Raw genomic sequence first — 14,427 nt, 5'->3', positions numbered from 1 at the left:
CTGTAAATGGCCTACTCGTCCAGTTCTGCGTCCGGATTCGGCCTCGAGTTCTCGACGAGTGAACTGACGGGTGCGCTAGGAGATTCGGTTACGGTACTGCCGCTGATCGTCGCTCTCGCGGCGACGACGAGCGTGTCCCTCCCTCACGTGTTGGTCGGCTTCGGCGTCTTTCAGATCGTCTGGGGGCTGTACTACGGGATGCCGCTGTCGGTCGAGCCGATGAAGGCGCTGATCGGGCTGGCAATCGTCGGCTCGCTTTCCTACCCCGAACTCGCCGCTGCCGGGTTGCTCGCGGGTGGGGTTCTCATCGTCGTCGGAAGACTCGGCTTCCTCGGGGCTCTCCAGCGGGTCATCGGCGAACCGGTAATCCGCGGGGTTCAGTTCGCCGTTGCCCTCTTGTTACTCGAGGCGGCGGTCGGACTCTCTGCGGGCAATCTCCCGGTCGCCGTCGCCGGACTCGCGATCGTCGGACTGCTGGCGGCGGTCGGCTATCGCCACTCGAGCGTACTGCTCGTTCTCGGACTCGGTGGCGTCGCAGCCCTCGTAACCGCGGGCGTTCCGACGCCTTGCGTGCCCGAACTCGCGCTCTTTCCCGCGGGGACGCCGACGCTCTCAGTCGGCGCGCTCGAGGGAACCGTCGCCCAGCTGGGGATGACAGTCGGAAACGCGGCGATCGCGACCGCCCTGCTCTGTGGCGATCTGTACGATCGAGATATCTCGCCCGACGCGCTCTCGTCGAGTATGGGCGTCACCTGCCTCGCCGCGATTCCGATCGGCGGCGTCCCGATGTGTCACGGCAGCGGCGGACTCGCGGGGAAGTACGCCTTCGGGGCGCGAACCGGGGGTGCGAACGTCCTGCTCGGGGTCGGCTACCTCGCGCTGGCGCTCGTCGCCACCGGCGCGCTGCTAGCCGCGTTCCCGCTCGCCGTTCTGGCCGTCTTGCTCGTCGTGGTCGCACTCGAACTGGCTCGGGCCGCGTTCGAACCCGTTCGCGGCCACCGATCGCTCGCGGTCGTCCTCGGCGTCGGGGCCGTCGGCCTCGCGGTCAACGTCGGTGTCGCGTTCGTGCTCGGGGCCGTCGCGTTCTGGCTACTCTCGCGGCGGGAGTAGCCAGCGAAAGCACTCGAGTCGGCCCCTTTTGCAGAGGTTTTCGACACGGACAGACTGTCAGAAGGCGCGGCTCAGCTGTCGCCGTCTCCGATCTCCGACCTTATGAATCGATTATGGCTATACGAAATCCCACTCAGCCGTAAGGCGGGCGAGATACCCGCGCTTTTCTCCCCGCGGGCCCAAGAGCCGCCGATGACAGCACGCTGGGGTTCACTCTTCGATCGCGGCGCGGAGTACGACGTCGACCTCGAGGCGGTTCGAGCGGCGAGCGACGACCCGTCCACCGACGGGGAGGCCAAGGATGGCTAACCAGCCCGATCCCGCCCGCGTCGTCGCGGATAGCGACGTGCTCGCGGCCGACCTGCTGGTCGGCGGCGACGCTCGAGATGCACTCGACCACGTCCGGGGCCACTCCTGGGTCGAACTCGTCGCGAGCGATCCGTTGCTCGAGCGGACGGAGCAACTCGTCGCGACACTCGCCGATCCGGGACTCGCGGCCGACCATCGGGAACGGCTCGAGGCGGATCGGGTCGTGGTGGAGCAACCCGAAGGCGATCATCCGGCGCTGGCGTCGGCCTATCAGGGTCGAGCGGCACACCTGTTGTCGTACGAGGAGCGTCTTCGGTCGGCGAAAGCCGGGCTCACGCTTCAGCCTCGAGTTTCCGTCAGCGTCCGCCCGCCGGACGCTTTCGCCCGACTGTTCGATCCCGCGAGCCTCTACGAGGCGGTCGAAGGCGGCGAGTATCCAGGGCCGGATCGGGACCCACGAGAGTAGAGCGTTACAGCGGGGCCGCGACACGAGGTGGTAAGCGGCCGAGACGTTTATTTGCGAGCGGCGGTGAGGGTTGGAGGGTCATGAACGATCTACGTACCGGGTTGAGCTACGGGGACGTGCTTCTCGTTCCGAACCGTTCGCCCGTCGATAGCCGGAGTAACGTCGATCTCTCGGCGGCTCTGACGCCGTCGATCGAATTGGAGACGCCGCTGGTCTCCGCTGCGATGGACACCGTCACGGAAGCCGAACTGGCGATCGAACTCTCGCGGGCCGGCGGGTTCGGGGTCCTCCACCGGTTTCTGACGCCCGACGAACAGGCCGAACAGATCCGGCGAGTCCGCGACGCCGGCGAACGAGTGGGTGCTGCCGTCGGGATAAACGAAGACTACGTGGACCGCAGCGGCGCGCTCGTCGAGGTGGGTGTCGACGCGATCGTCGTCGACGTCGCCCACGGACACCTCGAGCGAACGCTCGAGGCCGTCGAACGGCTGCGAGCCGAATTTCCGGCTGTCGATCTCGTCGCCGGCAACGTCGCGACTCCCGCCGGCGTCGAGGATCTCGCGGCCGCCGGCGCCGACTGCGTGAAGGTCGGCATCGGTCCGGGTTCGCACTGCACCACGCGGAAAGTCGCGGGAGCCGGCGTCCCCCAGTTGACCGCGGTCGACGACTGCGCGGACGCAGCCGAGGGGCTAGACGTCACGATCTGTGCGGACGGCGGGATCCGCTCCTCGGGCGATGCGGTGAAGGCACTCATGGCGGGAGCCGACACCGTCATGCTGGGCAGCCTCTTCGCGGGCACCGAGGAAGCGCCCGGCGCAGTGGTCGAGGTCGACGGAACGCGGTACAAGCGCTCCCGGGGAATGGCGACCACGACCGCCGCCGAAAAGCGCGACGACAAGGAAAACAACGTTCGGGCCGACGAAGGTGTCGAGGCGCTAACGCCGTACAAGGGCCCGGTCGCCGACGTCGTTGGGGAGTTCTGTGCCGGCGTTCAGTCCGGGCTCTCCTACTGCGGCGGCCACACGATCCCCGAAGCTCGCGAGAAAGCGGCGTTCATCCGGGTCGCGCCCAGCGCGAAGGAACGCGAGGGGTATCACGCGGATCACGATTGGGAAGGCGTCAGCGTGGATAGTAAAGCGGCGGCTACCGGCGACCCTCAGTCCGACGGCGAGTCCACCAACGCCCCCGTCGAAAGCGACGACTAACGAGCGCTCACGGCCCGGAACTCCCCATCGAACGGCTCGACTCGCACGTTCGGACTCGAGCGAGGGTTCGGTCTCACACGAACGCGTCTCAATTTCTCAGTTCCTCAGTGCCGCCCGAGACAACGGCAACGATCAGGGCTCGGCGCTCGAGAAATGGTTGCCGACGGCTGTTCGGTCAGGTGGTCCAGACTCTCCGTATCGCGGGAATGAGACGGCGGCGATCGATCCGACGCTATGCCTCTCGGTCGGCGTACCAGTCCGCGAATGCCGCGAGTGCGCGGCCGCGATGGGAGATCGCGTTTTTCTCTTCGGTGCTCATTTCGGCCAGCGTCCGGCCGTTGTACTCGAAGATGGGGTCGTAGCCGAAGCCGCCCTCGCCCCGAGGTGCGACGAGCGTCCCGACGACCGTCCCCTCGAACGTTTCCGTGCCGTGCTCGTCGGCATATGCGAGAACCGTCTCGAAGCGCGCTCGTCGATTCTCCTCCTCGCTCGCGAGCCGCCAGAGCCGTTCGACGCCGACGGTATCCTCGACGTAGGCTGAGTACGGCCCCGGAAACCCGCCGAAGGCCTCGACGGACAGTCCCGTGTCGTCGACGATTACCGGTTCGTCGCTGTCAAGCGCTTCGAACGTCTCCCGGGCTCCGTGAGTGGCAATCTCCTCGAGCGAGTCGCTCTGAATCTCGGTGTAATCGTACTCGATCTGTTCGACGCTGTCGGTACTCGAGAGGTACTCGCGAGCCTCGCGGACCTTGCCCTCGTTGCCCGTGACGAATCGAATGGCCATACGCGTGGGACGTTTCGGGGAGGGGAAAGCGTCGTCGGTTGCGTTCCGCCGCTCTGTGCCAGCCTCGAGGTAGATCCGCGCACACGCATGGGTGAGCGGGCGCTACTGGATGAAAACGCGGTGAAGCGAAGAACGAAGCGCTAGTCGCCCGATTCGTCGTCGTCGACGATGACTTCGACGGGTTCGTCTTCCGTCTCCTGGCTCTGTTCGGCCGTCCCCTGTTCTTGCTGCCAGAGGAGGGCACCGGCGACGAGCACGACGATCCACGAGCGCCAGTTGGCGAGGTTCAACGTGTAGCCGACGCCGAAGGGTTTCTCGACGAGCATCCCTTCGCCTGGCTGCCAGTACGACGAGATCATGCGGCCCATGCTGGGTCGTTCGAAGTTGTACGGTACCCCGAGAATCTCTCCGGAAGTCGGTTTGTCTGCCATGGACGAACGTACGGTGTCCCCTAATATGAGTATTGGGTGCTCGTCTCCATCTCTGGAATCAACGCCGAGACCTGATGAAGCCAGCCCAGACGGCGTCAAGGAGTTCCAACCGCCTCCTCGAGCCCGGCGAGAAGTCCATCCCGCATCGCCTCGAGCGCCAGACTCGGCTCGCCGTCGTCGCGTGCAGCCGCCTGCTCGTGCGAGAACGGCACGTGGACGAACCCCGCCCGAAACGCTCGGTCGCTGGTTTCGGCGAGATGCCGCGTGAGATACAGGAAGTTGTTACAGGCGTGCGTTCCGGCGTCGGTCGACAGCGTTGTGGGCACACCCGCCTCGAGCATGGCCTCTTTCATCGATCGAACCGGGAGCGTCGTGAAGTACGCGTTCGGCCCGTCGTGGACGGCCGGCTGGTCGACCGGTTCTCGATCGTCGTTGTCCGGAATTCCGCCGGTATCCCGGAGGTTGATTCCGACGCGCTCGAGCGAGAGTGCGTTCCGGCCGGCGGCCAGTCCGAGCCCGCAGACGATTTCGGGGTCGTGTTCGTCGACGGCGGCCTCGAGTTCCGGACGGAGCCGATCGAATACGACCGGGAACTCCCGACCGATGACGGTTGCGTCGCCGATCCTGTCGCCGTCGAGTCGGATCGCGAGCTGTCGTGCCGGGTTTCGCTCGAATTCGCCGAACGGTTCGTATCCGGCGAGGAGAATGTCGCTCATTAGCGACTACTCGAATCGGCGCGGCAAGAACGTTCCCGATTCCGATTTTGATTCCGACTCCGACGAACGTGGGACGGTTCACTCCGCCGAGTCCGCTTTCTCGTCGTGTGCGTTCACGTACCGACCGCGCCCCTCGACGTCCCGCAGGCGCTCGAGCACCCGCTCGTCGCCGACCTCGCGGTACCCCTCGCGGACGGCCTCACGCAGTTCCGCGGGATCGTCCGCGGTGCCGACGAGGCTCTGGTCGAAGACGTGGATGTCCATCGCGTAGTCCTCGACGTGGTCGGTGTGGTAGCCGAGGCCGAAGTCGATGAGGTAGGTTCGACCGTCAGTCTGCTCGCGGGCTTCGCCCGTTCGCTCGTTCGGCGGAGCTCCACTGCGCCCGACGCGGACGTTTCGCGTCGTCGGATCGCCGTGGACGAACCCCGCCCGATGGAGTCGCGCAAGATGCCGGCCGACATCGCGAACGCGCTCGCGGGTCAGCCTCTCGCGGAGATCGGTCTCGCCGACGTACTCGAGTTCGAGACGCGCCTCGAGCGGGTCGACGTCGGAAAGAACCGGCGTCGGGACCCCGTGCCGGCGGGCGAGACTGGTCAGGCGGGCCTCGAGAGTCGTCCGTTCCCGGCGGAGTCGGTCGTCGAGTTCCGGATGTCGGTAGGTCTTCGGCTCTCGTTGTTTCGTGACGCGACCCGCGTCAGCCTCGAGGTCGACGACTGCCTCCGCGCCGCGGACCCGTGTTTCGGCGGCTTCGGCGCCACGACCGGTTGCGAGTTCGGGCTCGTCGCTCTGCTCGCGGTTCCTCGCGTTACCGCTCGCATCTTCGAGATCTTCGCTTCGCTCAGATCTCGCACGCCACGTGACCGGCACCTGATCGGGTCGATAGTTCGGATCGACGCGGGATTCCTCGAGGTCGAGCGTGTCGCCGGCGTCGTACATCTTCGCGCCTAGCACGGCGATCATGCCCGCATTGTCCCGCAGAAATCGGGGCTCTGGAGCGTGAAAGTCCGCACCGCGTTGGGCGCACATCTCCGCGAGCATCTCGCGCAGACGGTCGTTCTGCCCGACGCCCCCGCCCAGTACGAGTTCGTTGCTGCCGGTCAGCGAGAGCGCGCGCTCGGCGACCTCGGTGAGCATCCCGAAGATGTTCTCCTGAAGGGAAAAACAGATGTCCTCGACGGGGACGCCCTCGTCGTGTGCCTGCTTCGCCGCGCTCATGATCCCCGAAAACGAGAAGTCCATCCCCTTGACGACGTAGGGAAGATCGACGTACTCGCCGTCTTCGGCGGCCGCCTCGACTTTCGGGCCGCCGGGGTGAGACCAGCCGACGTGACGGGTGAACTTGTCGATCGCGTTGCCGACGCCGGTGTCCATCGTCTCGCCGAGCACGCGATAGCGACCGTTCCGGTAGGCCAGCAGGTGTGCGTTCGCCCCGCTCGCGTTCAGACAGACCGGCGAATCGAAGCCGGAGCTGTGTCGGCCGATCTCGAGGTGGGCGACCATGTGATTGACTCCGACGAGGGGCACGTCGAGAGCCTGACTTAGCGCGCGCGCGGCCGTACCGACGATGCGCAGACAGGGGCCGAGACCGGGGCCCTGCGAGAAGGCGACGGCGTCTACTTGGGGGTCGCCGGCCGGGCGGTCGGCAGTTTCCCGAGCGTACTTGAGCGCCGACTCAACGACGCGCGGGATCGCGTCGTGCATGTGCTCGGCGGCCTCACGGGGGTGGATCCCACCGCTTTCGGGTTCGTAGGCGTCGCTCTCGATGAACACGTCGTCGGCTGTGGAATCGTACACCGCCGCGCTGGCCGCCCAGGCGGTGCCTTCGATTCCGAGGATACGGGTGTCAGAACTCACGGTTTGGTCTCACTGTGCGATCGGTTGTCGGCGGAGAAACGGCCGGAACGTGCTCGCGGGTCGTTGTACTCCGCTCGGCAGGTCGCCCGCTCACGACTCAGTTCGTTCCCCGTTCGCGTTTCCGATATGCGTTACTTGTGCTCAGCAGATCGCCTTACTCCCACTCGGTGTAACCGCACTTACCGCAGTGGGTGCGGTCACCGTGATCGGCGAGGAAGGCGTCCCCACAGCGGGGGCACTGTTCGCGCTCCGTGGTACCGTCGTCGTTATAGATTTCGTGACGAGCCATTTTAGGCCTCCTCCGCTTCCGCTTCGGCGTCAGCGTCAGCATCCTCGGCGCCGATCTTGTTGCGCTCGAGCATGTGGTCCTGCTCGACGTCACGGGCGTAGTCGGCCGTGTCGTAGACTTTGGCCTGTCCGACCGTCTTTCGCATCCCGAACTTGGTGTCGAGTTTGCGGATGACGACCTCGTCGGCGTCCTTGTTCAGTTTGGCCGCGAGACTGTCGCGAACCTGCAGGCGCGAGGGCGTCGCGTCCTCGTGGGTCAGTTCGAAGGTCACGTCGGTTCGATGCAACATGGGGTTCTCCGTTTCGGAGATGATGTCGACGTCCATGATATCACTCAGTTACTCTACTATCCCCGTGTAGCGCCTAAAAGGATTTCGAAGCGGCCGATAGACATCTCCCGAATCGAACACGGGGTGGTGACGCGGAACAAGTGCTATTCGTTTCTGTCCTGTATTGATCGTTCGAAAAACACATGTGCTAACTATCTCAAGCCAACGGCAGCAATGCCCTCCAGAAGACGACTTCTCGCTGGAGTCGGTGCAACGGCCGTCGCCCTGACCGGGACCCACGTAACGCTTGGCGCGACGAACGCCGATCGACTCGAGTGGCCGATGGCGCGGTACGACCCGGCGGGGACTGGCCACAGTCCCGACGCGTCGGGTCCGAGAGACGATGTCGAGGTTGCGTGGCAAGAGACGAACTCGAGTATGCGCATGCACAGGCAGACAGCACCGATCCTCGTTGGCGAGACACTGTACGCCGTGGGCCACCAGTCAGTCGTCGCGTTCGATCGCGACATCGGCGAGATTCGATTCGGACGAGACGGGCACTACTGGTCGTCGCCGGCTCGAGCCACGGCAAGGGCCTACCGGAGCGATACGCTCGCCGTCACCGGCCGAGAAGGTATCTACGGGCTGAGTGCCAGCGGCGGCTACGAGGCCCTGGGATGGTCGATCGGTACCGAGCGGTGGCACAGCCACGGGCAGGAGGGGCAGCGCTGGTCCGGTTTCCCGCCACAGGGTCCATCGCCGGTCGCGACAAACGAGTCGGTGTACGCGGTCGTCCCCGACAGCGACCGTGTCGCCGCGTTAGACGCGAGCAGTGGCCGAATCCGGTGGGAGCAGACGGTCGGCAAACCGCGGTCGACCGGTTCCCACCGGCCGGCAGTCCGCGACGAAACCGTCTACGTCTCGAGTCGGCCCGGCGATGTCGTCGCGTTCGATGCCGAGACGGGCGACCGACACTGGAGTGTTACCCCCGAACCTCACGCAAAAAGTGCCTTGAACTACCGTAACTTCCGTCCGCCGACGGTGACGGAAGCGGGGCTCGTCGTTCCCGATCGAGAGGGTGTCGTGTTGCTCGACCGAACCGACGGAAGCGTTCGGTGGGAGTACACCCACGACGGGAACGCTATCGACGGCAGCGCCGCCGTCGCCGACGGCACGGTGTTTGTCACCGACGGCAGGGGATCGCTGCACGCGATTGACCTCGAGCACGGCGAGCAAGAGTGGACTGTCGATCACAGCCATGGCACAGACCCGGTCGTCGCCGACGGCGTCGTCTACCTCGGAAACCAAGCCACAGAACTGGTCGCGATCGATGCCCAGACTGGCAACCGGCGATGGACCTACGAGGATGCGACCTACTTCAGGCAACCGATCGTCGGCGACGGCGTGTTGTACGTCGTCGTTGACGAGGGACTGCTAGCCCTCGAGGAGGCGACCTAATCGTGGCGCGCGACCGAGGTGAGGAGTACGACCGTCGAGCGTGGTCCGTTCCACACGTCCTCTCAGCAGCCATCGACCGGCTGCTCCGCAATCCGAGCCTATTCGCCCCGTTCGCCGTCGCGGGGCTCGTTCTCGCCACCATCGACGCGCTCCGACTGCGCGATCCGATCCCGGCTCTCGAGTACGCGGGACTCGACAAAGCGACGCTCTCACTCGAGTACGTCGGCTACCCGACCGGCGTGAACCGGATGTCGGTGTCCCTCGAGTCGTTTATCGGTCTCGAACTGCCGTACCTCGTCTGGGGACTCGGACTGCACGTTCTGTCGTTGCTCGTGGTCGCGCTTGCAGGCGCGCTCACGCTGACACGGTTACTGGACGGTGAGGCGCAGTTCGGACCGCTTCCGTCGTATCTCGGGTTCGTAGTCACGGTCGATTTCGCCCACCGGCTTCTCGACTCGATCGTCCCCCAGGGCACGGGGCTGTTCGGACTCGTTCCGCTGGCACTACTGCTCGCCGCGATGGTGTTGCTCTTTCCAACACCCGGACTTATTGCCGCTGGCGCATCCCCCTGGACAGCGATCCGGGATGGCGGTGTCTGGGTTCGTGGCGACGGCTGGTCGGTCTTCGCCCTGGTCGTCATCTTCGGGACCAGCGCGTGGCTCCTCGCCAGCGTTCCTGTCGCAGGCGCGTTCCTGACCAGCGCGCTCGTCGCTCCGGTTCACGCCGTCGCGATCGCCTCGCTGTTCGAACACCGGCGCCACGAGGACCGGTTCGCGACATCGATCAACCGTTAGGTGTCGAGCACGGCCAGCCCTCGAGGCGCCTGCGTCTCGAGTCCCTCGTCCCAGTCGATATCGAGTCGCTCCCAGCGACCGCCGAAGTCCTCTGAGACGAACAGTCCCTTGTTGTTCACCGCGTAGACGACGCCGTCCTCGTCGGTCGTCTCGAACACGGCACGGACGACGCCGTCACCCATCGGCAGCCCGCAGTCATCTAGACGTTCCCAGGGATCGCCGTCGGTACGGGGGTAGACGTACGAGTCGGCAGAGTCCGCGGTATGGGCGCTCGAGGCGCCGTGGGCACTCGAGACGATGACCGAGTCCTGGTCGCCGGGGTCGGTGGCGAGCCCCCAGCAGTAGGTGTGCTCGAGGCCGTCGTGGGGACGGCTCCAGGACTCGCCGCCGTCGTCGCTCTCCGCGTACCCGTCGCCGGCCGCCGTGTAGACGCGGCCCTCTCGGTCGGCGTGGGTCGCCAGCGTGTGATTGTCTCGGCGCGAGCCGTCGGGTCGTTCCCGCCACGTCTCGCCGCCGTCCGTGCTCAGGACGAACGCGCCGGCCTCGACCCCGACGTAGAGCCGCTCGGGATCGAACGGATCGACCTCGAGCCAGCGCACGTGGTGGGTGTGCGGTCGCGGGGGGAAGTACCACTCGTCTTCGGAGGGGAGGTCAGTCAGTCCCGGCAGGTGAGTCCAGGAGTCGCCGCCGTCCGTCGAGCGATAGACGCGACTCGGTTCGGTGCCCGCGTAGACGACGTCCGGATCGTGGGGGCTGATCGCGAGCGACATCACGGCGTCGCTGACGAAATCGGTCTCGAGGCGTTCGAACTCGGAGGCGTGTTCGTCCGAGTCTGTTGGCCGCGAACGAAAGAGACCGTCCTCGAACGTTCCGACGAAGGCTCGATCCGGTTCGGCGGGCGAGGCCGCCACGCACTCGAGGTCGTGGCCCTCGAGCCGAGGGGTCGTCGTCCACGCCGTCGCGTCGGTGTCGTCGCTCGTACAGACGAGGAGGCGGTCCCGGAGTGCAGCGTAGACAGTCGGCATGCTGGCCCAGACGGTCGCCACGTACTAACGCTTCAGGGTGGCGGCTACGGGATCGTCGCTCTCAGTCGAATATTCGGGCGACGAACTCCTCGAGCATCGGCAACGGATGTGTCATCTTTCTAACTACCGTCTGACGACGACACAATCAGGGTCTCGTGACTACCACCAGTATTAATAGTACTCGAAGAACAACCAGTGTCTCGACGATGACCGATCGGCCGCCCTCCCCGCCGACACCGACGTCCGGACCACCGACCAACAGTAGCGACGGGCGCGTTCTGGCAACGACGCCCCAACTCACCGCCCGCATCGAGGACGCACTCGGCTGCAGCCTCGACGACGACACGCTCGAAGAGCTGTTGCTCGAACTGGATCGCGGCGAGTACGTCGACTGGGTAACGGTTACTCGAGACGGCACCTACGTCTGGGACCTGACCGACTCACCGGACCGAATCGGCGACGCGATCGCCACGGCGGCCGTCGAGCGGTTCGAATCGTGGCTCGAGACCCAAACCGCTGACTGAACGCAGCTTCGTGATACGTCCCAAGGAAGGGAGTAACGACGCGTAGTGGGCCCCTACTGGAGCGCTACGCGGAGTCCGGACTGAACGACGTACAGGAGTGGAACCCAACCGCTACTTTCCGCGGTCGCCTGCGGAGTGCGCTCGAGCACTCGATTCCGAGCGGTCGTGCGCCCGACGTCCGGGTGGCCAGAAACTCGCTCCGTCACGTCGCTCGCGTGAGCGTCCACGAATCCCTCTCCGTGGCGCCATCTCGCAGGACGGTACTCGCCACACCCGTTTCCGACGATTTCGTCACCTGTACTGTGCTTCCCACTCGCGGCGTTCCTGAATCTGTTGGCGGCCCGTTTCGGTGATTTCATAGTAGTTGGTCCGTCGGTCCAGTTCACCCTTCTCAACCAGATCTTTGTTGACGAGGGTATCCAGATTCGGGTACAGTCGCCCGTGATTGATATCGGAGCTATAGTACGACCCGACCTCCGTCTTTACGTCCTGTCCAGACGGCTCGTCGGTGCCGGCGATTACGTACAGCAGGTCTCGCTGAAATCCAGTTAGATCGTGCATCAGCTGTTACTCTGCGTATTCCGTCCCGATATCTAGTATTTGTAATAGAGAACGTACGGAGAAGTTACACTGGCAGAACAATTATACCGAGGTCCTTACGAATCGATAGGCACCGTTTACAGCGGCTGCAACGCCTTTCGAAGGCGATAACGCTATCTGTTTACTTACCGTGATCAATACCTGCAAATTCGCCCGGAGGGAGCGCTCCCGAGGAGCTAACGGTATCCACCACTGTTTCCACAAGCGACATGAACTCGTTCGGGTCGACTGGTTTCACGAAATATCCGTCTGCCCCCATCCGATACGTTTCAAGGACGTGGTTATCGGCCCGCGAGCCTGTGAGAACGAGTATTGGGATCGAGCGAAGATCAATATCACCGTCTATTCGTTCAAGGATGTCACTACCGGTCTTTTTGGGGACGTTCAGGTCTAAGAACAGAAAATCCGGTTTTCCCGTGGATCTGTACCCGTTTCGCTGATAGAGATAGTCGAGCGCTTCTTCTCCATCGGTGACGACGGTAAGCGAACCGTCGACACTACTCTCGTCGAATCCGGCTTTGATAAGCCGAATATCGCCAGGATTATCCTCGACCACCAACCCGTTTAACGGTTCCGTGACCATGTGCGTTGAATGGGGCCTCTATCTGGCCGTGGGAAGGGTGAAGTAAAACGTCGTTCCGTCCCCTGGTTCCGTATCGACCCAAATGTCGCCGTCATGACTGTTGACAATCTTTCGACACAGTGAGAGGCCGATGCCAGTTCCCTGGAACTCGTCGTTCGAGTGCAGTCGGTTGAAAATCTCGAAGATCTGATCGACATACTCCGGGTCGATACCGATTCCGTTATCGGCGACCGAAAACACGCAACGGTCGCCCTGCTGCTCGGCGGAAATTTCGACGTGCGGCGGCTGATCGCCACTGTACTTGATTGCGTTTGAGATCAGATTCGAGAAGAGTTGTTCGAGCTGTTGGGCGTTGCCGACGACGGTGGGTAACGATCCGACGAGAATCGTGGCATCCGTTTCGTCAATCTGTACTTGCAGATCGGTCAGCACGTCCTCAACGACATTTTCACACGTGACCGGTTCGAACTCCGCATCATCCATATCGATGCGTGAATACGCGAGTAACCCTTCGACCATCTCCCGCATGCGATCGGAGCCGTTCACGGCGAAGTCGATGTACTCGCGTGCTTCCTCGTCGAGTTCGTCCGCATACCGGGACTCGAGCAACTGGAGATAGCTCGAGATCATCCGTAACGGTTCCTGTAAGTCGTGCGAAGCGACGTAGGCGAATCGCCTGAGTCGTTCGTTCGATTCCTCCAGTTCCTCGATCGTTTCGTTGAGTTCGGTCCGTGCTTCGGAGTGATCGACCAGCGTATTCAGCATTCGTTCGACGTCTCGGATCGATTCATCGGGTTCGAAGAATTCCTCCGGCGGTGTGTAATAGAAGTTGTGACAGACCGTATCGTCGTATACGATGTGGGGATGTGTTCGGATGACGTCCACGAGCGTCTCTGCCGGAATCGCATTACAGTCGTAATGGCAGAGGGCGATACAGTCCTCACCCTGGAAGAGTTTGTTCACCCGGCTCTCGTAGGCCATAAAATCCGCGATCGTCGCCTGCTCGTCGAGGATGAAATTCGTGCTCGCAGTCACGCGAAGCCCCGGATACTCTGCTTTCGCTTCGTCGATCGCCTCAGCATAGACGTCGATCATATCATCGGGATCGAAGCGTCCGGACCGGAGATAGGTTTCCTCGAGTGAGTGAAACGTCAACTGGCCCGATTCGAGGGCGGCATCAATATTGACATCACCGCCGCGAAGTTCTCCGAGAATTACGGACTTCGGAAGATCATCGATGACATACATGACTCGCTCGCCCTGCTCGATCCCTTGCCGAATGAATGGCGCAACCGTTGCGAAGCGTTCTTCGCGGGTCTTGTGGAATAACGCGATGTGTTCACAGGTTTCGAGTTCCTCGAGTCCGTCGAGTGGTTCGACCGTGCCGTGAAACTCCGAATTTGACTGCAGTGCTTCGAGGCCGCTTTCGACCGTTAACGAATCATGGGTGCCGCCTTCTGTCCGAAATTCCTGCTGGTGGCTCCGATTTGACTCGTGACTCATCCTAAGATAGGACAGGATCAACCAATAAGAAGGCTTCGTCCAGTAACCCCCGTATTTTGATGCTACGGAAGAGCGTGTATTTTATTGATAAGTTAGGTGAGAATCCGACAGTATATTGGTGTTTGACGTAGTATTTCGTTCCGCTGTACTGAGTGGTTTATTAGGGCGGGTCCGACGCCCACTACTCATGCTGATCGAACGATGGGCGGTCTACAGATGAACAAGGCGAGTGCCTCGGGGTCGTCCGGGAATCATAGATTTCCGTGATCACGAGAATCTTTGATTCTCGAACGACCATCTGTGTTCGGTTAAGGAGCGAAACCGACAGACGCCAGCGTCATGATGAAGTTATCTTCAGAAACCGCGTAGAGAGAGGTTGTGATACCTGAACTCTCTCCAACACTCATACGCCGTCGGTTGACTTCCTCTTTCCCGCAGACCTCATCGAAGGCATCGCGCGCGAGCACGATGCCGTCCAACGTCAGCGGACGATCGACATCACGATGCT

17 protein-coding genes are annotated in these 14,427 nt (G+C 63.2%); 6 read left to right on the top strand and 11 right to left on the bottom strand.

Features of this window, described 5'->3' with window-relative positions; genetic code table 11:
• The first annotated feature begins 6 nt into the window (after window positions 1–6).
• The 3 genes from GS429_RS13335 to GS429_RS13325 all read left to right on the top strand — a co-directional run bounded on the left by GS429_RS13335 (window position 7) and on the right by GS429_RS13325 (window position 3,090).
• Window positions 7–1,110: a putative sulfate/molybdate transporter gene (locus GS429_RS13335; RefSeq protein WP_160065867.1), complete on the top strand. Its 1,104-nt coding sequence runs from the start codon at window positions 7–9 to the stop codon at window positions 1,108–1,110.
• Window positions 1,111–1,411: 301 nt separating this feature from the next.
• Window positions 1,412–1,885, top strand: coding sequence for a DUF7384 family protein (locus tag GS429_RS13330; protein ID WP_160065866.1), 474 nt, complete (start codon window positions 1,412–1,414; stop codon window positions 1,883–1,885).
• Window positions 1,886–1,965: 80 nt separating this feature from the next.
• Entirely contained in the window at window positions 1,966–3,090 is a 1,125-nt protein-coding gene (locus tag GS429_RS13325) for a guanosine monophosphate reductase (RefSeq protein ID WP_160065865.1), read from the top strand.
• 232 nt (window positions 3,091–3,322) lie between these two features.
• On the opposite strand, the gene GS429_RS13320 is transcribed toward GS429_RS13325, so the two are convergent.
• The 6 genes from GS429_RS13320 to GS429_RS13295 all read right to left on the bottom strand — a co-directional run bounded on the left by GS429_RS13320 (window position 3,323) and on the right by GS429_RS13295 (window position 7,489).
• A complete protein-coding gene (locus GS429_RS13320) occupies window positions 3,323–3,874 on the bottom strand; it encodes an XTP/dITP diphosphatase (RefSeq protein WP_160065864.1) in 552 nt (183 codons plus the stop codon).
• Between the two features lie 140 nt (window positions 3,875–4,014).
• Complete coding sequence (locus GS429_RS13315) at window positions 4,015–4,305, bottom strand: DUF5808 domain-containing protein (protein WP_160065863.1); 291 nt, start codon at window positions 4,303–4,305, stop codon at window positions 4,015–4,017.
• A 95-nt stretch (window positions 4,306–4,400) separates the two neighbouring features.
• Window positions 4,401–5,021, bottom strand: a complete 621-nt coding sequence (locus GS429_RS13310) for a pyroglutamyl-peptidase I (RefSeq protein ID WP_160065862.1) — start codon at window positions 5,019–5,021, stop codon at window positions 4,401–4,403.
• 78 nt (window positions 5,022–5,099) lie between these two features.
• Window positions 5,100–6,875, bottom strand: coding sequence for a bifunctional N(6)-L-threonylcarbamoyladenine synthase/serine/threonine protein kinase (locus GS429_RS13305; RefSeq protein ID WP_328821386.1), 1,776 nt, complete (start codon window positions 6,873–6,875; stop codon window positions 5,100–5,102).
• Window positions 6,876–7,029: 154 nt separating this feature from the next.
• The gene (locus GS429_RS13300) at window positions 7,030–7,164 is read right to left on the bottom strand and encodes a 30S ribosomal protein S27ae (RefSeq protein WP_235920806.1); all 135 of its coding nucleotides are present in this window, start codon (window positions 7,162–7,164) and stop codon (window positions 7,030–7,032) included.
• Between the two features lies 1 nt (window position 7,165).
• Window positions 7,166–7,489, bottom strand: a complete 324-nt coding sequence (locus GS429_RS13295; RefSeq protein ID WP_160065860.1) for a 30S ribosomal protein S24e — start codon at window positions 7,487–7,489, stop codon at window positions 7,166–7,168.
• Window positions 7,490–7,666: 177 nt separating this feature from the next.
• Here GS429_RS13295 and GS429_RS13290 point away from each other — a divergent pair, with 177 nt between their 5' ends.
• Both GS429_RS13290 and GS429_RS13285 read left to right on the top strand, forming a co-directional pair.
• The gene (locus GS429_RS13290; protein ID WP_160065859.1) at window positions 7,667–8,890 is read left to right on the top strand and encodes a PQQ-binding-like beta-propeller repeat protein; all 1,224 of its coding nucleotides are present in this window, start codon (window positions 7,667–7,669) and stop codon (window positions 8,888–8,890) included.
• Between the two features lie 2 nt (window positions 8,891–8,892).
• Entirely contained in the window at window positions 8,893–9,684 is a 792-nt protein-coding gene (locus GS429_RS13285) for a hypothetical protein (protein WP_328821385.1), read from the top strand.
• Here GS429_RS13285 and GS429_RS13280 read toward each other — a convergent pair.
• Window positions 9,681–10,709: a beta propeller repeat protein gene (locus GS429_RS13280; protein ID WP_160065858.1), complete on the bottom strand. Its 1,029-nt coding sequence runs from the start codon at window positions 10,707–10,709 to the stop codon at window positions 9,681–9,683. The genes GS429_RS13285 and GS429_RS13280 overlap by 4 nt on opposite strands.
• Before the next feature lie 206 nt (window positions 10,710–10,915).
• Here GS429_RS13280 and GS429_RS13275 point away from each other — a divergent pair, with 206 nt between their 5' ends.
• Complete coding sequence (locus GS429_RS13275) at window positions 10,916–11,233, top strand: hypothetical protein (protein ID WP_160065857.1); 318 nt, start codon at window positions 10,916–10,918, stop codon at window positions 11,231–11,233.
• A 291-nt stretch (window positions 11,234–11,524) separates the two neighbouring features.
• On the opposite strand, the gene GS429_RS13270 is transcribed toward GS429_RS13275, so the two are convergent.
• The 4 genes from GS429_RS13270 to GS429_RS22680 all read right to left on the bottom strand — a co-directional run.
• Complete coding sequence (locus GS429_RS13270) at window positions 11,525–11,794, bottom strand: PadR family transcriptional regulator (RefSeq protein ID WP_160065856.1); 270 nt, start codon at window positions 11,792–11,794, stop codon at window positions 11,525–11,527.
• Between the two features lie 160 nt (window positions 11,795–11,954).
• On the bottom strand, window positions 11,955–12,389 hold the full coding sequence (locus GS429_RS13265) for a response regulator (RefSeq protein ID WP_160065855.1): 435 nt from the start codon (window positions 12,387–12,389) through the stop codon (window positions 11,955–11,957).
• Between the two features lie 45 nt (window positions 12,390–12,434).
• Window positions 12,435–13,919, bottom strand: a complete 1,485-nt coding sequence (locus tag GS429_RS13260) for a sensor histidine kinase (RefSeq protein ID WP_160065854.1) — start codon at window positions 13,917–13,919, stop codon at window positions 12,435–12,437.
• Window positions 13,920–14,227: 308 nt separating this feature from the next.
• The coding region (locus tag GS429_RS22680; protein WP_207709077.1) for a hypothetical protein at window positions 14,228–14,427 on the bottom strand (200 nt) is incomplete at its 5' end.

It is taken from the genome of Natronorubrum halalkaliphilum (assembly GCF_009834785.1).
In the GTDB taxonomy this organism is placed as follows: Archaea; Halobacteriota; Halobacteria; order Halobacteriales; family Natrialbaceae; genus Natronorubrum; species Natronorubrum halalkaliphilum.
The sequence above is the reverse complement of the archived record's forward strand: the minus strand, read 5'-3'. Positions and strand labels throughout refer to the sequence as shown.